Annotated in this window: 15 protein-coding genes; 3 read left to right on the top strand and 12 right to left on the bottom strand. The window is 63.5% G+C overall.

Features of this window, described 5'->3' with window-relative positions; translation table 11 throughout:
- Window positions 1-124: 124 nt before the first annotated feature.
- The 5 genes from F6X39_RS28710 to F6X39_RS28690 form a co-directional block, all read right to left on the bottom strand.
- Window positions 125-652: a cupin domain-containing protein gene (locus F6X39_RS28710; RefSeq protein ID WP_184023118.1), complete on the bottom strand. Its 528-nt coding sequence runs from the start codon at window positions 650-652 to the stop codon at window positions 125-127.
- 202 nt (window positions 653-854) lie between these two features.
- Window positions 855-2,960 carry an elongation factor G gene (gene fusA, locus F6X39_RS28705; protein ID WP_187619056.1) on the bottom strand — a complete coding sequence of 702 codons (2,106 nt, stop codon included), beginning with the start codon at window positions 2,958-2,960 and terminating at the stop codon, window positions 855-857.
- Between the two features lie 323 nt (window positions 2,961-3,283).
- Window positions 3,284-3,799: a DUF192 domain-containing protein gene (locus F6X39_RS28700; protein WP_176078905.1), complete on the bottom strand. Its 516-nt coding sequence runs from the start codon at window positions 3,797-3,799 to the stop codon at window positions 3,284-3,286.
- Between the two features lie 144 nt (window positions 3,800-3,943).
- On the bottom strand, window positions 3,944-4,132 hold the full coding sequence (locus F6X39_RS28695) for a hypothetical protein (protein ID WP_018421598.1): 189 nt from the start codon (window positions 4,130-4,132) through the stop codon (window positions 3,944-3,946).
- A gap of 495 nt (window positions 4,133-4,627) precedes the next feature.
- On the bottom strand, window positions 4,628-5,197 hold the full coding sequence (locus F6X39_RS28690) for a pseudouridine synthase (RefSeq protein ID WP_187619055.1): 570 nt from the start codon (window positions 5,195-5,197) through the stop codon (window positions 4,628-4,630).
- Between the two features lie 261 nt (window positions 5,198-5,458).
- Here F6X39_RS28690 and icd point away from each other — a divergent pair, with 261 nt between their 5' ends.
- Window positions 5,459-6,715 (top strand): NADP-dependent isocitrate dehydrogenase, encoded by a 1,257-nt coding sequence (gene icd, locus F6X39_RS28685; RefSeq protein WP_187619054.1) that lies wholly within the window; start codon window positions 5,459-5,461, stop codon window positions 6,713-6,715.
- A 181-nt stretch (window positions 6,716-6,896) separates the two neighbouring features.
- Here the strand turns inward: icd and F6X39_RS28680 are convergent, their stop codons facing one another.
- Window positions 6,897-7,103 (bottom strand): cold-shock protein, encoded by a 207-nt coding sequence (locus F6X39_RS28680; protein ID WP_007180614.1) that lies wholly within the window; start codon window positions 7,101-7,103, stop codon window positions 6,897-6,899.
- 555 nt (window positions 7,104-7,658) lie between these two features.
- On the opposite strand from F6X39_RS28680, the gene clpS reads away from it, so the two are divergent.
- Together clpS and clpA are read left to right on the top strand one after the other, a co-directional pair.
- Entirely contained in the window at window positions 7,659-7,973 is a 315-nt protein-coding gene (gene clpS, locus F6X39_RS28675; protein ID WP_008919570.1) for an ATP-dependent Clp protease adapter ClpS, read from the top strand.
- Complete coding sequence (gene clpA, locus F6X39_RS28670; RefSeq protein ID WP_090801577.1) at window positions 7,970-10,267, top strand: ATP-dependent Clp protease ATP-binding subunit ClpA; 2,298 nt, start codon at window positions 7,970-7,972, stop codon at window positions 10,265-10,267. Before clpS ends, clpA begins: the two co-directional genes overlap by 4 nt.
- 142 nt (window positions 10,268-10,409) lie before the next feature.
- On the opposite strand, the gene dut is transcribed toward clpA, so the two are convergent.
- The 6 genes from dut to F6X39_RS28640 all read right to left on the bottom strand — a co-directional run bounded on the left by dut (window position 10,410) and on the right by F6X39_RS28640 (window position 17,870).
- The gene (gene dut / locus F6X39_RS28665; RefSeq protein WP_187619053.1) at window positions 10,410-10,856 is read right to left on the bottom strand and encodes a dUTP diphosphatase; all 447 of its coding nucleotides are present in this window, start codon (window positions 10,854-10,856) and stop codon (window positions 10,410-10,412) included.
- Between the two features lie 66 nt (window positions 10,857-10,922).
- Window positions 10,923-11,939 (bottom strand): LLM class flavin-dependent oxidoreductase, encoded by a 1,017-nt coding sequence (locus F6X39_RS28660; RefSeq protein ID WP_187619052.1) that lies wholly within the window; start codon window positions 11,937-11,939, stop codon window positions 10,923-10,925.
- Between the two features lie 81 nt (window positions 11,940-12,020).
- Window positions 12,021-13,238, bottom strand: a complete 1,218-nt coding sequence (gene coaBC / locus F6X39_RS28655; RefSeq protein ID WP_187619051.1) for a bifunctional phosphopantothenoylcysteine decarboxylase/phosphopantothenate--cysteine ligase CoaBC — start codon at window positions 13,236-13,238, stop codon at window positions 12,021-12,023.
- A 124-nt stretch (window positions 13,239-13,362) separates the two neighbouring features.
- Window positions 13,363-13,869 carry a signal peptidase II gene (lspA, locus tag F6X39_RS28650; RefSeq protein ID WP_090801573.1) on the bottom strand — a complete coding sequence of 169 codons (507 nt, stop codon included), beginning with the start codon at window positions 13,867-13,869 and terminating at the stop codon, window positions 13,363-13,365.
- Entirely contained in the window at window positions 13,869-16,706 is a 2,838-nt protein-coding gene (gene ileS, locus F6X39_RS28645) for an isoleucine--tRNA ligase (RefSeq protein WP_187619050.1), read from the bottom strand. Before ileS ends, lspA begins: the two co-directional genes overlap by 1 nt.
- A gap of 168 nt (window positions 16,707-16,874) precedes the next feature.
- The gene (locus F6X39_RS28640; protein WP_187619049.1) at window positions 16,875-17,870 is read right to left on the bottom strand and encodes a bifunctional riboflavin kinase/FAD synthetase; all 996 of its coding nucleotides are present in this window, start codon (window positions 17,868-17,870) and stop codon (window positions 16,875-16,877) included.
- Between the last annotated feature and the right edge of the window lie 129 nt (window positions 17,871-17,999).

Below are 17,999 nucleotides of genomic sequence, written 5' to 3'. Positions count from 1 at the left end.
TGCGTCGCTCACGTGGCGCGGCCACGCAGCGCTCCTTACTCCTTGCCCTGCGCCCCGAAGGAAGTCCCCTTGGGGGACGGCCGATAGCGGGCATTCGCACGTGCGTTCCATATGTAAACAGACCCTAGTGATCGTGCGGATGCTTGTGGATCGGATCGACCCAGTAGACCGTTTCCGGCTGCTCCACCGCGTCGATGTTCAAATTGACGACGACCGCTTCATTGTCGCTGCGCACGAGCACGCATTCGAGCGGCTCGTCGGTGCTCGCGTTGATCTCCTGATGCGGCACATAGGGCGGCACGAAGATGAAGTCGCCGGGACCGGCCTCGGCGGTGAATTCCAGATGCTCGCCCCAGCGCATGCGCGCCTGGCCGCGCACAACGTAGATCACGCTTTCGAGCGCGCCATGATGATGCGCGCCGGTCTTCGCATTCGGATGGATCGTCACGGTGCCGGCCCAGATTTTCTGCGCGCCGACGCGCGCCGCGTTGATCGCGGCCGCGCGGTTCATGCCCGGCGTTTGCGCGGTGTTGGTGTCGAGCTGATCGCCGCGGATGACCTTCACGCCGTGTTCGCGCCAGTCGATCTGCTGGCTGGGTTCGGCGGCTTCGTGCTCGGCCCGGTAATGCGGATGTTCGTGATCCTGGCTCATCGTGTCTCCTCCTCGGCTGGCGTGCCGCGTTCGAGTCGTTCGCTTCGGTCTTACGATTCAGGGGCGTGCCGCATGGCTGATCGACATTCTGGCACGTTCAAAAAACGGGTGCGTGGCTCGACGATGCAAACGGCGCCATAAAAAAAGCCCGCTCACACGGAGCGGGCTTCGGCTTGTCGCGCTCAACGCCGCCGCGTCAGCGTCATTGCTTCTTCGCGTTGATCACGGCCTCGGCGACATTGCTCGGCGTCTCGGCGTAATGCTTGAACTCCATCGTGTAGGTCGCGCGGCCCTGGGTGGCCGAGCGCAGCGACGTCGAATAGCCGAACATCTCGGCGAGCGGCACCTCCGCGCGCACCAGCTTGCCGCCGCCGCCCGCGATGTCTTCCATGCCCTGCACCATGCCGCGTCGGCTCGACAGGTCGCCCATCACGTTGCCCATGAAGTCCTCGGGCGTTTCCACCTCCACGGCCATCATCGGTTCGAGCAGGATGGGCTTCGCCTTGCGCATCGCTTCCTTGAACGCTATCGAGCCGGCCATGCGGAACGCGTTTTCGTTCGAGTCGACGTCGTGGTACGAACCGAAGGTCAGCGTGACCTTCACGTCTACGACCGGATAGCCCGCGAGCACGCCGGCTTTCAGCGTTTCCTGGATGCCCTTGTCGACGGCGGGGATGAATTCGCGTGGGATCACGCCGCCCTTGATCGCGTCGACGAACTGGTAGCCCTTGCCCTGTTCGCTCGGCTCGAGCGCGATCACCGCGTGGCCATACTGACCGCGGCCGCCCGACTGCTTGACGAACTTGCCTTCGACGTCCTCGACCTTGTTGCGCACGGTTTCGCGATACGCGACCTGCGGCTTGCCGACGGTCGCTTCCACGCCGAACTCGCGCTTCATCCGGTCGACCAGAATTTCGAGGTGCAGCTCGCCCATGCCGGAGATGATCGTCTGTCCGGATTCCTCATCGGTCTGCACACGGAACGACGGGTCTTCCTGCGCGAGACGGTTCAGCGCGATGCCCATCTTTTCCTGGTCGGCCTTGGTCTTCGGTTCGACGGCCTGCGAGATCACCGGGTCCGGGAAGATCATCTTTTCAAGGATGATCACATGGTTAGGATCGCAGAGCGTGTCGCCGGTGGTCGCTTCCTTCAGACCGACGGCCGCGGCGATGTCGCCCGCGTAGACCTCCTTGATTTCCTTGCGCTCGTTCGCGTGCATCTGCAGGATCCGGCCGAGGCGTTCCTTCTTTTCCTTGACCGCGTTGTAGACCGTGTCGCCCGAGTTGACGACGCCCGAGTACACACGGAAGAAGATCAGCTGACCGACGAACGGGTCGGTCATGATCTTGAAGGCGAGCGCCGAGAACGGATCGTCGTCGTTGGGATGACGCTCGATTTCCTTGTCGTGCTCGTCGTGACCGGTGATCGCGGGCACGTCGACCGGCGACGGCAGATAGTCGATCACCGCGTCGAGCATCGCCTGCACGCCCTTGTTCTTGAACGCGCTGCCGCACAACATCGGCACGATCTGGTTGGCGATCGTGCGCGCGCGGATGCCGTGCTTGATTTCGGCTTCGCTCAGCGGTTCGCCGCCGAGGTACTTCTCGAGCAGTTCCTCGTTCGCCTCGGCCGCGGCCTCGACCATCTTGTCGTGCCATTCCTTCGCGGTGGCCGCGAGTTCAGCCGGGATGTCGCGGTACTCGAACTTGATGCCCTGGCTGTCGTCGTCCCAGTAGATCGCCTTCATCTTGACGAGGTCGACCACGCCCTGGAAGTGCTCTTCCGCGCCGATCGGAATCTGGATCGGCACGGCGACCCCCTTCAGACGATCGCCGATCTGCCGCTGCACGCGGAAGAAGTCCGCGCCGACGCGGTCCATCTTGTTGACGAATGCGATGCGCGGCACCTTGTACTTGTTCGCCTGGCGCCACACGGTTTCCGATTGCGGCTGCACGCCGCCGACCGAGTCGTACACCATGCAGGCGCCGTCGAGCACGCGCATCGAGCGCTCGACTTCGATCGTGAAGTCGACGTGCCCGGGGGTGTCGATGATGTTGATCCGATGCTCGGGATAGTTGCCGGCCATGCCTTTCCAGAACGCGGTCGTGGCCGCCGACGTGATCGTGATGCCGCGCTCCTGCTCCTGTTCCATCCAGTCCATCGTCGCCGCACCGTCGTGAACCTCGCCGATCTTGTGGGTCACGCCGGTGTAGAACAGGATCCGTTCGGTGGTGGTGGTTTTGCCGGCATCGATGTGAGCGCTGATGCCGATATTCCGGTAGCGCTCGATGGGAGTCTTGCGGGGCACGTGAATCTCCTTGTAATGGCGCAATGGCGCGCCTGAAACGCATGCCGGGCGACCGCGTGGGCCGCCCGGGGAGTCTGAGTGGTGCTTTATCTGGCGTTACCTTATCGAGATTACAAGGATAGCGCGTCGATTGGTCTTTTGCATGAATCCTGCCAGTCGGCGCGAAGGCTGGTGGCGCGGGGCTGAGCGGGCGAAAAAAAGCCGGCGCCTCGGGTTGAGACGCCGGCTTTTCGCAGGACAGCGTGGCGGACGGTGCCCCGCTCAGAGGCCGCTCCGGGGCCATTTACGGGGCTGCACGGACACGCGGCCCGGCGGTGAGGGTCTTACTGCGTGATACCCGGCACCGGCGGTAAGCCCTGGACCTGCATGCCCGGCTTGATGCCCTTCGCCGAGAACCAGCCCTTGGGCATTTCCAGCGCGAACACGCCGTTGTGCGTCGGGCAGTGGTTGTTGGTGGTCTCGGCCTGCATCTCGTCGATGTCGGTGATCGTGCCGTCGGCGCGCATGAATGCGATCGACAGCGGGATCAGCGTGTTCTTCATCCAGAAGCAGTGGCCCGCGTTCTCGTTGAACACGAACAGCATCCCTTCGTTCGGCGCGAGCTTCGTGCGATACATCAAGCCCTGTTCGCGGTCCGCGTCGTTGGCGGCGACGGCCGCGTCGATCACGAACATGCCAGCGGTCAGCTTGACGCGCGGAAACTCGCTCGGCTGCTTGGCGCCCGGCGGCATCTGCTGCGCCTGGGCGGGAGCCGTGGTGACGACGAACGACAGCGCCGCGAGCGGCAGTGCCACGGCAATGGCGAAACGCGCCATCGACGAGCGCATGGAAAATCGCACGGCAAGACTCCTTGCTGAAATTGACTCGCGCATGTTACGCGAGCGCGTCAAAAACAAAAAGGCAGATCGCCTTGCGGTGATCTGCCTTACAACGCCGTAAGAACGGCAATGAAGCTAGTTCTTTACTGCGTTTTTACAAGCAACTTACTCCGAAGCTGCCGAAGCTGCAGCTGCTGCCTTCTTGTGCGACTTCTTGTGAGCGTGCTTGGTGGTCTTCTTTGCCGACGAAGCTGCTGCTGCCGGAGCTGCCGAAGCTGCTTCCGGTGCCGATGCTTGTGCGAATGCTGCCGTTGCGAAGAGGCCAGCGACCAGAGCGGCGATCAGTTTGTTCATTTTGTGAATCCTCAGCTTGAGTTAATTAACCAAATGACCCGGCATATGTAGAGTCATGTCGGTAAACGTGCCATCCACCTTTCGGTTGACAGCCGCATCGAACAAATTTTTCGACGCGTCTGCTAGCGTTCGGACTTTCGTACTCGCCGCGAAAACGGCGTATGCAAATGTCTTTAAGGCTGAATGCCGGATAGCTTCGGCGGCATCTGCGTCGGATAACGCGTGGAGTTGTACGGCGGTTGACGCGAATTGCGCGGAAATTTTGATCGTGATGACACGCGATCAAACCGCGTGGCGCAGGCTCGCGGCGAGCCCACTTGTTTCACGCATTTCGGGCCTGCGTTTCACGCATTATTTTGCGTGTTGCTACAACGAGTTAGCTTGATTGTCACAGCCGTGAAACGGGTTTGGAGTGAGCACGTCCAGGCTGATTCGCGCGTGCGTGAGTTCGGCACGCGGTGTTGCGGCGATGAACGAACAATCGTCAAATCATGTTCAGGCGACGCCATCCCATGGCGCGTTCGCTCGCAACTCCGTGCTCTGTCCAGGTTGCAGTCCGAGTGAAAAAATGTCAAGCGCACCGATGCCGACGCGCACGAGACGCAACGTCGGAAAACCCACCGCCGCCGTCATGCGACGCACCTGACGGTTCTTGCCTTCGGTGATCGACAGCTCGATCCATGTGGTCGGGATCGCGGCGCGATGGCGGATCGGCGGCGTGCGCGCCCACAGCGAGCTGGACGGTTCAACATAGCTCGCCTGACATGGGCGTGTCACGTAGTCGCCGAGATCGACGCCGCGCGCGAGCTTTTTCAACGCGGCGTCGTCGAGCGCGCCTTCGACTTGCGCCCAATAGCGTTTGACGAGCTTGTGACGCGGCTCGGCGATGCGCGCCTGCAGCGCGCCGTCGTCGGTGAGCAGCAGCAGGCCTTCGCTATCGGAGTCGAGCCGGCCGGCCGGATAGACGCCGGGTAGCCTGACCCAGTCGGCAAGCGACGTCCGCGTCTCGTGTGGCGAAAATTGACAGATGGTGCCGAACGGCTTGTTGAGGGCGAGAAGGCGCATAGGAGAGCGATACGGCAGAGCGATACGGCGCGATGATAATGCATAAACCGGGACGCAGATTCTTCTATCTTATAGAGGAGCGTGGCGCGTTCGAGAGGCCGTCTATGTTGGAAAACCCGGAGCGAGGGGCGGCCGCGTCGCGCGTGGGACGTGGGCTAGAATAGCGGCCAGGCCGCTCGCGGCGGTTCGGCATTGCGCGGCGAGGGCGTCTCTTTCGCAGTCTCCCATCAGCTTTTGCACAGCTTTCACTGGAGTCCGATCATGCCGTATCAGCACATCAAGATTCCGACAGGTGGCGATAAGATCACCGTCAACGCCGACTTCTCGCTCAACGTTTCCGACGAGCCGATCATCCCATACATCGAAGGCGACGGCACTGGTCTGGACATCACGCCGGTCATGCTCAAGGTCGTGGATGCGGCGGTCGAGAAGGCGTACGGCGGCAAGAAGAAAATCCACTGGATGGAAATCTACGCGGGCGAGAAGGCGACCCGGGTGTACGGCCCGGACGTATGGCTGCCGGACGAAACGCTGCAGGCGGTCAAGGAATACATCGTGTCGATCAAGGGGCCGCTCACCACGCCAGTCGGGGGCGGCATCCGCTCGCTGAACGTCGCGTTGCGCCAGCAACTGGACCTCTATGTGTGCCTGCGCCCGGTGCGATATTTGAAGGGCGTGCCCTCGCCGGTGCGCGAGCCCGAGAAGACCAACATGGTGATCTTCCGCGAGAACTCGGAAGACATCTACGCGGGCATCGAATGGCCGGCTGAATCCGAACAGGCGAAGAAGATCATCAAGTTCTTGCGCGAAGAAATGGGCGTGAAGAAGATCCGCTTTCCGGATTCGTCGGGTATCGGCATCAAGCCGGTGTCGCGCGAAGGTACCGAGCGTCTGGTGCGCAAGGCGATCCAGTACGCGATCGACAATGAACGCCGCTCGGTCACGCTGGTGCACAAGGGCAACATCATGAAGTACACCGAAGGCGCGTTTCGCGACTACGGCTACGCGCTCGCGCAGAAGGAGTTCAACGCGGAGCTGATCGACGGCGGTCCATGGATGAAAGTCAGGAATCCGAAGACCGGCGGCGACGTCGTCGTGAAGGACGTGATTGCCGACGCGTTCCTGCAGCAGATCCTGCTGCGCCCGGCCGAATACGACGTGATCGCCACGCTGAACCTGAACGGCGACTACATCTCGGACGCGCTCGCCGCGCAGGTCGGCGGAATCGGAATCGCGCCGGGCGCGAACCTGTCGGATTCGGTTGCGATGTTCGAAGCGACGCACGGCACGGCGCCGAAATACGCGGGCAAGGATTACGTGAATCCCGGCTCGGAAATCCTGTCAGCGGAAATGATGCTGCGCCACCTAGGCTGGTTCGAGGCGGCGGATCTGATAATCAGCTCGATGGAAAAATCGATCCTGCAAAAACGCGTTACTTACGATTTTGCCCGCCTGATGGAAGGCGCGACCCAGGTGTCGTGCTCGGCATTTGGGCAAGTGATGATCGAAAATATGTAATTGACACGCCGGGATTATGCGGTTCGCATAAAAACCCGGCGCCAGCAAACGGCCGGGGTATTTTTTTACCCGGAATTTTCGCGTGGCTTTCCGGCCGGAAAATCCGTTGCAATAGAAAGCTGCCGCAAAAAAGAAACCCGGCGCGGAGCCGGGTTTCAAAAAGGACGGGTATCGAAACGTTTCAGGCTGGCGCCTGAATGTTCGATGCCTGCTTGCCTTTCGGGCCTTGCACGACTTCGAAGGTGACCTTCTGGCCTTCCTTCAGCGTCTTGAAGCCATTCATCTGGATGGCCGAGAAGTGTGCAAACAGATCCTCGCCGCCCTCGTCAGGCGTGATGAATCCGAAACCCTTTGCGTCGTTAAACCATTTGACCGTACCAGTTGCCATGCCAACTTCCCCTGTAACTCATGTCACTACCACGAGCCCTCGAAAAGCCACGACCACGCGAGGCAGTCGTTCCCTCCTCACAAGCTCACCATCGGCATTTTTTCGAAATTATGGCTTAGTGAAAAAAGTGCCAGCTTGATTGTTGGGGCTCTTTATTCGAGTGTCAAGAAAATTTTGAGACGTCGTTGTCGCGTTGCAAACAGGCCGCTTTCCAGGGTTTTTACCGCTTCCGTATGTGCGGTGGCGCAAGCGGCGTGGCTTGAAAAGTCGCATAATCCACTCACATGCTGACTGTGCCCGCGGCGCCGACGCCCAGCGCGGCGAGCGCTCGCAGCCAGTACCGGCAGGTTGTGCGATACTCGATCCGACCGCGGTGCAGCACGCGCCGCGCATGACAGGATCGGGGCCGGCACCGCAATCGGCCCGTCGAAAACGCGCAGGCCAGGCCGAACATGACAGCGTCGTGACCGCCGGGTGGCAGCGAACGGGCTCATCGGCCGGGCGGCCGGGTTCTGACAGGATTGCGGGCCTGTCCTAGTTGTTTAGAATGGGTGTATGGCGATTATCCCGGACAAGCAGGACGGCACCGTACTGGAGCGGCAGGAGCAGAAACTCAAGCCGCCGTCCATGTACAAGGTGGTGCTGCTGAATGACGACTTCACGCCGATGGAATTTGTCGTGATGATCGTGCAGGAATATTTCAATAAGGATCGTGAAACCGCAACGCAGGTCATGTTGAAGGTGCATCGCGAGGGCAGGGGAGTTTGTGGGGTCTATACGCGGGACATCGCGTCGACCAAAGTCGAGCAAGTCGTTACCCACGCACGGCAGGCCGGGCATCCGCTGCAGTGTGTGATGGAGGAAGCATGATTGCCCAGGAACTGGAAGTCAGCCTGCATATGGCGTTCATGGAAGCGCGCCAGGCAAGGCACGAGTTCATAACGGTCGAACATCTTTTGCTCGCGCTGTTGGATAACCCGACGGCGGCAGAGGTACTGCGCGCATGCGCGGCCAATATCGAGGATCTGCGCCAGAACCTGCGCAACTTCATTCATGACAACACGCCGACCGTGCCGGGCACGGACGACGTCGACACGCAGCCCACGCTCGGTTTCCAGCGTGTGATCCAGCGCGCGATCATGCATGTGCAGTCCACCTCGAACGGCAAGAAGGAAGTGACCGGCGCGAACGTGCTGGTCGCGATCTTCGGCGAGAAGGACTCGCATGCGGTGTACTACCTGCAGCAGCAGGGCGTCACGCGTCTGGACGTAGTCAATTTCATCTCGCACGGCATCGCCAAGACGAGCAGTTCGGACGCCGCGAAGGCGAGCGACGCGAATGCCGAGTCCGACGAAGCCGCCGCGCAGAAGGAAACGCCGCTCGCCCAGTTCACGCAGAACCTGAACCAGATGGCGAAGGACGGCCGCATCGATCCACTGATCGGACGTGAGTCGGAAGTCGAGCGTGTGGTGCAGGTGCTGTGTCGCCGCCGCAAGAACAATCCGCTGCTGGTCGGCGAGGCCGGTGTCGGCAAGACCGCGATCGCCGAAGGGCTCGCATGGCGCATCACGCGCGGCGAAGTGCCGGACATCCTGGCCGATGCCCAGGTGTATTCGCTCGACATGGGCGCGCTGCTCGCGGGCACCAAGTATCGCGGCGACTTCGAGCAGCGTCTGAAGACGGTGCTGAAGGAACTGAAGGAGCGTCCGCACGCCATTCTCTTCATCGACGAAATCCATACGCTGATCGGCGCGGGCGCCGCGTCGGGCGGCACGCTGGACGCGTCGAACCTGCTGAAACCGGCGCTCTCGTCGGGCACGCTGAAGTGCATCGGCGCAACCACGTTCACCGAATATCGCGGCATCTTCGAAAAGGACGCGGCGCTGTCGCGTCGTTTCCAGAAGATCGACGTGACCGAGCCGACCGTCGAGCAGACGGTCGCGATCCTGCGCGGGTTGAAGTCGCGCTTCGAAGAGCACCACGGCGTCAAGTATTCGTCGGGTGCGCTGTCGGCGGCGGCTGAGTTGTCGGCGCGCTTCATCACCGATCGTCATTTGCCGGACAAGGCGATCGACGTGATCGACGAAGCGGGCGCGGCGCAGCGCATTCTGCCGAAGTCGAAGCAGAAGAAGACGATCGGCAAGAACGAGATCGAGGAAATCATCTCGAAGATCGCGCGCGTGCCGGCGCAAAGCGTGTCGCAGGACGATCGCAGCAAGCTGCAGACGCTCGACCGCGATCTGAAGAGCGTCGTGTTTGGTCAAGATCCGGCTATCGACGCACTGTCGGCCGCGATCAAGATGGCGCGCGCGGGCCTCGGCAAGCTCGACAAGCCGATCGGCGCATTCCTGTTCTCGGGTCCGACCGGCGTCGGCAAGACCGAGGTCGCGAAGCAGCTCGCGTTCACGCTCGGCATCGAGCTGATCCGCTTCGACATGTCGGAGTACATGGAGCGTCACGCGGTGAGCCGGCTGATCGGCGCGCCGCCGGGCTACGTCGGTTTCGACCAGGGTGGCCTGCTGACCGAGGCGATCACGAAGAAGCCGCATTGCGTGCTGCTGCTCGACGAAATCGAAAAGGCGCATCCGGACATCTTCAACGTGCTGCTGCAGGTGATGGACCACGGCACGCTGACGGACAACAACGGGCGTAAGGCGGACTTCCGCAACGTCATCATCATCATGACGACGAACGCGGGCGCCGAGGCGATGGGCAAGTCGGTGATCGGCTTCACGAACCGCCGCGAGGCGGGCGACGAGATGGTCGACATCAAGCGCATGTTCACGCCGGAGTTCCGCAACCGTCTGGACGCGACGATCAGCTTCCGTTCGCTCGATGAGGAAATCATCATGCGCGTGGTCGACAAATTCCTGATGCAGCTGGAAGATCAACTGCACGAGAAAAAGGTCGATGCGCTGTTCACCGATGCGCTGCGCAAGCATCTGGCGAAGCACGGTTTCGATCCGCTGATGGGCGCGCGGCCAATGCAGCGCCTGATCCAGGACACGATCCGTCGCGCGCTCGCCGACGAGCTGCTGTTCGGCAAGCTGATGAACGGCGGCCGCGTGACGGTCGACGTCGATGCCGACGACAAGGTGCAGTTGACCTTCGACGAGCATCCGGCGCCGCGCAATCCGAATCCGGAGGCGGTGGAAGTCGAGTGATGTCAGTCAGGCCGACGTTGCGTTGAGCTGGCCGGACACCAAAGGCAGAACGGCGCGGGTTTTATCCCGCGCCGTTTTTTTATGCTCTGGTTTTTCTCACGGCGTGCGCTGAAGGCGCCAGCCGCCGCGTCGCAGCAATCGATCAATGCTTGCCGGTGCTACCAAACCCGCCCGCGCCGCGCACGCTTTCCCCGAAGTCATCGACGATATTGAACCCGGCCTGCACGACGGGCACGATCACCAGCTGCGCGAGGCGTTCCATCGGATTCAGCACGAATGTCGTCTCGCCGCGATTCCACGTCGAGATCATCAGTTGGCCCTGGTAATCGGAATCGATCAGGCCGACCAGATTGCCGAGCACGATCCCATGCTTATGGCCGAGACCCGAGCGCGGCAGAATCAACGCCGCATAACCGGGGTCGCCGACGTGGATCGCGAGTCCGGTCGGCACCAGCGCGGTTTCGCCGGGTTTCAGCGTCAGCGGTTCGTCGAGGCAGGCGCGCAGATCGAGGCCGGCGCTACCGGTCGTCGCGTAAGCGGGGAGCTGTTCACGCATGCGCTGATCGAGAATCTTCAGGTCGAGTTTCATTCAGGTTCGATAGTTTGGGGGTGAGATTGGTGAAGGGCACGCGGCTGACTGGCAACGCCTTTGCGATCAAGCCGCCTGGTTCGAGCCGAGCTGAAACGCGTCGGCGAGCAGTTCGTAGGAGCGCAAGCGCGCACGATAGCTGCCGGCGACGGTCAGCACCATCAGCTCGTCGGCCTGGAACTGCTGCTGTAAATCCGTGAGCCGTTCGGTCACGCGCTCAGCCGTGCCGATGATGGTGCGCGGCTTTTCGCGGTCGATCACGAGCTGTTCGCGCTCGCCATATTCCTGCGCGATGCCTTGCTCGATCGAGGGTATCGGTTCGTTCAGACCATACGCCATCTGCACGCGACGCAGATCGACGGCTTTTTCGAGGTCCGCGGCTTCCTGCTCGGTATCCGCGCAGATCACGAAGACCGCAGCCGCCAGATACGGCCGCGACGCGTCGTTGCCAGGCTGGAAGCGCTCGCGATACGCCAGCGCGACCTGTTTGCCGAAATGCGCGTTGATGAAATGCGCGAACGAAAAGCGGATGCCGAGCTGCGCCGCGAGCAAACCGCCGAAGTCGCTCGAGCCGAGCATCCACAGCTGCGGGCGCGTATCGATCTGCGGCTGCAGCAGCACGCCCTGCGCGAGATGATCGTCGGGCAGCGCGCCGTGCATGAGGCCGAGCAACTCGGCGACCTGCTGCGGAAAATGCTCGCCGCGATTGTAAGCGCCGGCGGCGACCGCCTGCGCGGTGCGCATGTCGCCACCCGGCGCGCGTCCGACGCCGAGATCGACGCGATTCGGAAACAGCGCCTCGAGCATCATGAACTGCTCGGCGACCTTGAACGGGCTGTAATACGGCAGCATGATGCCGCCCGAGCCGATGCGAATGCGTTTGGTCACGCTGCCGAGGCGCGCCAGCATCACTTCAGGGCAGGGATTCGACACGCCGCGCAGGCCGTGGTGCTCGGCGCACCAGTAGCGCGTGTAGCCGAGGTCGTCGGCGAGTTGCGCGAGTTCGACGGTCGCGGCGATCGCGTCCGCCACCGAATGGCCGGCGATCACCGGTGTTTGATCGAGCACGGAGAGTAGCGTCATGGCAGTAGTGCTCCAGGTGATTCCGGTCGGCTAACCGCGCAAAGATGGCAGGGTCACACGGGCCCACGGCCGCTCGCTCGTTCAGCCAACCGGACTGATGCCGGGCGGCAGACGCTTCGCGATTTCCGCGATCAGCGCGCGCGCCAGCGTCTGCTTGTCGGCGCGTGGCAGCTTCGTCGCGCGGCCTGCTTCGAACAGAATCACTTCGTTGTCGTCGAGCCCGAACGTTTGCGGCCCCAGATTGCCGATCAGCAGCGGCACGTTCTTGCGGGCGCGCTTTTCCTCGCCGTGGACTTCGAGGTTGTCGCTTTCGGCGGCGAAGCCGACCGCGAACGGCGGCTTCGGCAGCCCGGCGACCGCGGCGAGGATGTCTGGATTCTCGACGAATGAAAAGCTCGGCAGCGCGTGCTCGGCGGTCTTCTTGATCTTCTGATCGCTGACGTGGTCGACGCGCCAGTCGGCCACCGCCGCGACGCCGATGAAAATGTCCGCCTCCGCGACCGCACGCATCACCGCGTCGTGCATCTGCTGCGCGGTCTGCACGTCCTCGCGCAAGACGCCCCACGGCGTTTCCAGCGCGACCGGACCGGCCACCAGATGCACGCCGGCGCCGGCCTGCTGCGCGGCGCGCGCGAGCGCGAAGCCCATCTTGCCGCTCGAACGATTGGTGATGCCGCGCACCGGGTCGAGCGGTTCGAAGGTCGGCCCGGCGGTCAGCAGCACGCGCCGGCCGGACAGGATTTTCGGCGCGAAGAACGACGCGACCGCCTCGTAGGTCGCGGCCGCTTCGAGCATGCGCCCATCGCCGATTTCGCCGCAGGCCTGCGGGCCCGAATCGGGGCCGAGCACCTCGACGCCGTCCGCGCGCAGTTGCGCGACGTTGCGTTGCGTGGCCGGGTTCTGCCACATCTGCCGGTTCATCGCCGGCACGACGAGCAGCGGGCAGTCGCGTGCGATGCACAGCGTCGACAGCAGATCGTCGGCCATGCCGTGCGCGAGCTTGGCGAGGAAGTCGGTCGACGCCGGCGCGATCACGATCACATCGGCTTCGCGCGATAGATCGATGTGCGCCATGTTGTTCGGCACGCGACCGTCCCACTGGCTCGTGAAGACCGGCCGCCCCGACAGCGCCTGCATCGTGACGGGGGTAATGAACTGGGTGGCCGCTTCGGTCATGACGACCTGCACGGTCGCGCCTGCCTTGGTGAGCAGACGCGTGAGTTCGGCGATCTTGTAGCAGGCGATGCCGCCCGTCATGCCGAGGACGAGGTGTTTGCCTGCGAGTTCTGCGGTTGCCAACGAAAGCCTCCGACAAAGCGTGATCGCGCGGCGGCGCGAGGGCGTTGCCCGTCGTCGCCGCGCGCTTCAAACCGGACCTGAGGCACGGCTCGCGCAGCCGCGACCGTGCATCACGTCGGCGACGTTAGCGTGTGCCGCGTACCCGCCGCAGCTCGTCGATCACGAGCAGGATCGCGCCGATCGTGATCGCGCTGTCGGCGAGATTGAACGCCGGCCAGTGCCAGCCGCCCACGTGGAAATCGAGGAAGTCGATCACGTGGCCGTACGCGAGCCGGTCGATCACATTGCCGAGCGCGCCGCCGAGAATCAGCGCGAGCGCCGTGCAGAACATTTTCTGCCCGCTATGCCGCTTGAGCAGATAGCAGATCACGAGCGCCGCGACCACGCCGAGCGCGGTGAATGCCCAGCGCTGCCAGCCGCCCGCCATCGCGAGGAAGCTGAACGCGGCGCCGCGGTTGAACACGAGAATCAGGTTGAAGAACGGCGTGACCTCGTGCGGCACACCGTAGGCGAACACCTTGCGCACGGCGATTTTCGTCAGCTGGTCGAACAGGATGACGATCAGCGCGATGCCGAGCCAGGGTGCGAGCGAACTGCTTCCGGTGCGCGTTTTCGACATGGTTCTCGCCATTATGCCGCGCTCCTCGATTCGCCACTGCCGAACAGGTTGCTGAAGCAGCGGCCGCACAGCGACGGATGCTCGGCGTTTGCGCCGACGTCCGCGCGGTAGTGCCAGCAGCGCTCGCACTTCAGGTACTTCGACGCGATCACTTCGACGCCTTCATCGGCTTCGCTGTCGACCTTGACGACGTTCGCCGCCGACGTGATCAGCACGAACTTCAGGTCGTCGCCGAGGCTCGCGAGTGCGTCGTAACGCGCGCCGCTCGCGCGGATTTCGACTTCCGCCTGCAGCGACGAGCCGATCAGGTTCGCGACCCGCGCCTCTTCGAGCGCCTTGGTCACGTCGCCGCGCACCGCGCGCAGCAGCGTCCACTTGTCGAGCAGCGCGCCCGCGTCCGGCACGGCCGGGTACGCGTGGTACGTCTCGGTGAAGATCGTCTCGCTATTGGGCTGGAACACCTTCCACGCTTCTTCCGCGGTGAACGACAGGAACGGCGCCATCACGCGCAGGAGGCCGTGCGCGATGTGGTAGAGCGCGGTCTGCGCCGAGCGGCGGGCAACCGAATCCGCCGCGCTCGTGTAGAGGCGGTCCTTCAGCACGTCGAGGTAGAAGCCGCCCAGGTCTTCCGAGCAGAACGTCTGCAACTTGGCGACGACCGGGTGGAACTCGTACTTCTCGTAGTGCGCGAGGATATCGTTCTGCAGATTCGCCGACAGCGTCACCGCGTAACGGTCGATTTCGAGCCAGTCTTCGACCGGACGCGCATGCTGCGCGAAGTCGAAGTCCGACAGGTTCGCGAGCAGGAAGCGCAGCGTATTGCGGATGCGGCGATAGCCTTCCGTCACGCGCTTCAGGATTTCCTCGGAGATCGCGAGCTCGCCCGAGTAGTCGGTCGACGCGATCCACATGCGGATGATTTCCGCGCCGAGGCGGTTTGCGACTTCATGCGGATCGATGCCGTTGCCGAGCGACTTGCTCATCTTGCGGCCTTCGCCGTCGACGGTGAAGCCGTGCGTGAGCAGCGCGTTGTAGGGCGGGCGGCCGTCGAGCATCGATGCGGTCAACAGCGACGAATGGAACCAGCCGCGATGCTGGTCCGAGCCTTCGAGGTACAGGTCGGCCGGAAACTGCAGCTCGTCCTTGTGCGAGCCGCGCAGCACGTGCCAGTGCGTGGTGCCCGAATCGAACCAAACGTCGAGCGTGTCGCGGTTCTTTTCGTACAGGTTGGCGTCCTCGCCGATCAGCTCTCGCGGATCGACCGTCTGCCATGCCTCGATGCCTTCCTTCTCGACGCGCTGCGCGACCTGTTCGAGCAACTCCAGCGTGCGCGGATGCAGCTCGCCGGTTTCCTTGTGCACGAAGAACGCCATTGGCACGCCCCACTGGCGCTGCCGCGACAGCGTCCAGTCCGGGCGGTTCGCGATCATGCTGAAGAGGCGCTGCTTGCCCCACGACGGATAGAACGCCGTGTTCTCGATGCCTTCGAGTGCGGTCTCGCGCAGCGTCTTGTCGCCGTCGTTGGGCTTCACGTCCATGCCGGCGAACCACTGCGAAGTGGCGCGGTAGATGATCGGCGTCTTGTGGCGCCAGCAGTGCATGTAGCTGTGCGTGTACTTTTCGGTGCGCAGCAGCGAGCCGGCGCCTTGCAGCGCCTCGACGATCTGCGGATTGGCCGCCCAGATCGACAGGCCGCCGAACAGCGCGAGCGACTCGATGTAGCGGCCGTCGCCCATCACCGGGTTGATGATGTCCGAGTCGGCCATGCCATGCGCCTTGCACGACACGAAGTCTTCCACGCCGTACGCCGGCGACGAGTGCACGATGCCGGTGCCGGTTTCGGTCGTCACGTAGTCGCCGAGGTAGACCGGCGCGGTGCGCTTGTAGCCCGGATGCGCGGACGCGAGCGGGTGGTTGAAGCGCAGGTTCACGAGCTTTTCGCCCGGCGTCGTCGCGACGACCGTGCCTTCGAGGCCGTACAGCTTCAGGCACGCCTCGACGCGTTCCTCGGCGAGGATCAGCAGGCCGCGCGGCGTGTCGACGAGCGCGTAGACGAGTTCCGGATGCAGGTTCAGCGCCTGGTTGGCGGGGATGGTCCACGGCGTGGTGGTCCAGATCACGATGCCGCCTTCGTTGCGCGGCAGCGCGGCGAGGCCGAACGCCTGCGCGGTCTTTTCCGGTTCGGCGAAGCTGAACAGCACGTCGATGGTCGGATCGGTCTTGTCCTTGTACTCGACTTCCGCTTCGGCGAGCGCCGAGCCGCAGTCGAAACACCAGTTGACCGGCTTCAGGCCGCGGAATACGTAGCCCTTTTCCATGATCTTCGCGAGCGCGCGGATTTCGCCGGCTTCATTCGCGAAGTTCATCGTCTTGTACGGATTGTCCCAGTCGCCGAGCACGCCCAGACGGCGGAAGCCCGCCTTCTGCTTCTCGATCTGCTCGGTCGCGTAGGCGCGCGCCTTCTGCATCACTTCGGCCGCCGGCAGCGACTTGCCGAACTGCTTTTCGATCTGGATTTCGATCGGCATGCCGTGACAGTCCCAGCCCGGCACGTAGACCGCGTCGAAGCCCGCCAGATTGCGCGCCTTGACGATCATGTCCTTCAGGATTTTGTTCACCGCGTGACCGAGGTGGATGTCGCCGTTCGCATACGGCGGGCCGTCGTGCAGGATGAACTTCGTGCGGCCCCTGGAGGCGGCGCGGATCTTGTCGTACACCTTGCGTTCCTGCCAGTCCTTGACCCATTGCGGCTCGCGCTTGGGCAGGTCGCCGCGCATCGGGAACGGTGTGTCGAGCAGGTTGACCGGGTAGCGGGACTGCGGTTTCGAATCAGCTTTCTTGTTGCTCATGATGTGGGTGGCGGTGAATTCGTTTCTATGCGTAGCGGCGCGCGGATTGCGCGCTGCGCGAGGAGCGTGGGACGCGCCCGGCAGGCGGCTCCGCGTGAAGCCCGGACGCCCTTCGATGCGCGCGGCGACGGTTCGTGCGGCGCGCCGCGCCGGCCCGAACCGCGGTGGTTATCTAATTCGGTCGGTGGCCGAGGTGGCGAAACCGGTGGAACGGCTGCCCGGCGTGCCGGCGCCGACCGCAGCGAACCATGCGCGCGCATTGGCGACGTCGCGCGCGATCGCAGCGGTCAGCGTTTCGAGATCGACGAACTTCTCCTCGTCGCGCAGCTTCTTCAGAAATTCGACGCGCACGAGTTTGCCATACGCGTCGCCGTGCCAATCGAGCAGGTGCACTTCGAGCAGCACACGGCCGGAATCGTCGACGGTGGGGCGCAGGCCGAGGCTCGCGACGCCCGGCAGCGGTTGCTCGGCGATGCCGTGCACCTGTACGACGAAGATGCCGGCCAGTGCCGGACGCTTGTGCGCGATCGGCAGATTGAGCGTCGGAAAGCCGAGATCGCGGCCGAGCTTCATGCCATGGGTGACGTGGCCGCTGATCAGATAGTCGCGGCCGAGCGCTGCGCGCGCCGAGTCGAGGTCGCCCGCGACCAGCGCCGCGCGTACGCCCGAGCTCGAGATGCGCGCGCCCGACGGATCGGCGACCGTCGCCATCTGTTCGACTTCGAAACCGTACTGCTTGCCGGCCGTCCGCAGCGACGCGAAATCGCCGGCGCGCTTCGCGCCGTAGCGGAAGTCGTCGCCGATCATGATCCAGCGCGCGTGCAAGCCGTTGACGATGATCCGCTCGACGAACGCATCTGGCGACTGGCTCGCGAACGTGTGATTGAAGTGCTCGACGACGACCCGGTCGACCCCGTTGGTGCGCAGCGCCTCGAGCTTGTCGCGCAGCATCGCGATGCGCGGCGGCGCGCCGGCCGGGTTGAAGAACTCGCGCGGGTGCGGCTCGAAGGTCATCACGCAGACGGGCAGGCCACGCGCGGTCGCGGCCGCGCGCACGTGGGCGAGCAGAGCCTGGTGGCCGCGGTGGACACCGTCGAAGTTGCCGATGGTCAGCGCGCACGGCGCGCGGCTCTCGGCATTGGGAAGGCCGCGGAAGACTCTCACGATAGTGGGTTGCAGGCGTTGCTGCGATTGCAATAGGGGCGCGGGCGGGGTGCCACAAAACAATCGATTATAAACGCTTGGCGCAACAGACGGCTGCGCGGTCGCGGTCCGGCGATTGCCGAATGATAA

This window comes from Paraburkholderia sp. UCT2, assembly GCF_014397665.1.
In the GTDB taxonomy this organism is placed as follows: Bacteria; Pseudomonadota; Gammaproteobacteria; order Burkholderiales; family Burkholderiaceae; genus Paraburkholderia; species Paraburkholderia tuberum.
This window is presented reverse-complemented; position numbering and strand designations above follow the sequence as displayed.

What these genes read in the sequence shown, in the direction of transcription:
- clpA (WP_090801577.1), top strand. Translation starts at nt 7,970, where the DNA reads ATGATTGCCCAGGAACTGGAAGTCAGCCTGCATATGGCGTTCATGGAA.
- ileS (WP_187619050.1), bottom strand. Translation starts at nt 16,706, where the DNA reads ATGAGCAACAAGAAAGCTGATTCGAAACCGCAGTCCCGCTACCCGGTC.
- F6X39_RS28680 (WP_007180614.1), bottom strand. Translation starts at nt 7,103, where the DNA reads ATGGCAACTGGTACGGTCAAATGGTTTAACGACGCAAAGGGTTTCGGA.
- lspA (WP_090801573.1), bottom strand. Translation starts at nt 13,869, where the DNA reads ATGGCGAGAACCATGTCGAAAACGCGCACCGGAAGCAGTTCGCTCGCA.
- clpS (WP_008919570.1), top strand. Translation starts at nt 7,659, where the DNA reads ATGGCGATTATCCCGGACAAGCAGGACGGCACCGTACTGGAGCGGCAG.
- icd (WP_187619054.1), top strand. Translation starts at nt 5,459, where the DNA reads ATGCCGTATCAGCACATCAAGATTCCGACAGGTGGCGATAAGATCACC.
- F6X39_RS28660 (WP_187619052.1), bottom strand. Translation starts at nt 11,939, where the DNA reads ATGACGCTACTCTCCGTGCTCGATCAAACACCGGTGATCGCCGGCCAT.
- F6X39_RS28690 (WP_187619055.1), bottom strand. Translation starts at nt 5,197, where the DNA reads ATGCGCCTTCTCGCCCTCAACAAGCCGTTCGGCACCATCTGTCAATTT.
- dut (WP_187619053.1), bottom strand. Translation starts at nt 10,856, where the DNA reads ATGAAACTCGACCTGAAGATTCTCGATCAGCGCATGCGTGAACAGCTC.
- F6X39_RS28695 (WP_018421598.1), bottom strand. Translation starts at nt 4,132, where the DNA reads ATGAACAAACTGATCGCCGCTCTGGTCGCTGGCCTCTTCGCAACGGCA.
- F6X39_RS28710 (WP_184023118.1), bottom strand. Translation starts at nt 652, where the DNA reads ATGAGCCAGGATCACGAACATCCGCATTACCGGGCCGAGCACGAAGCC.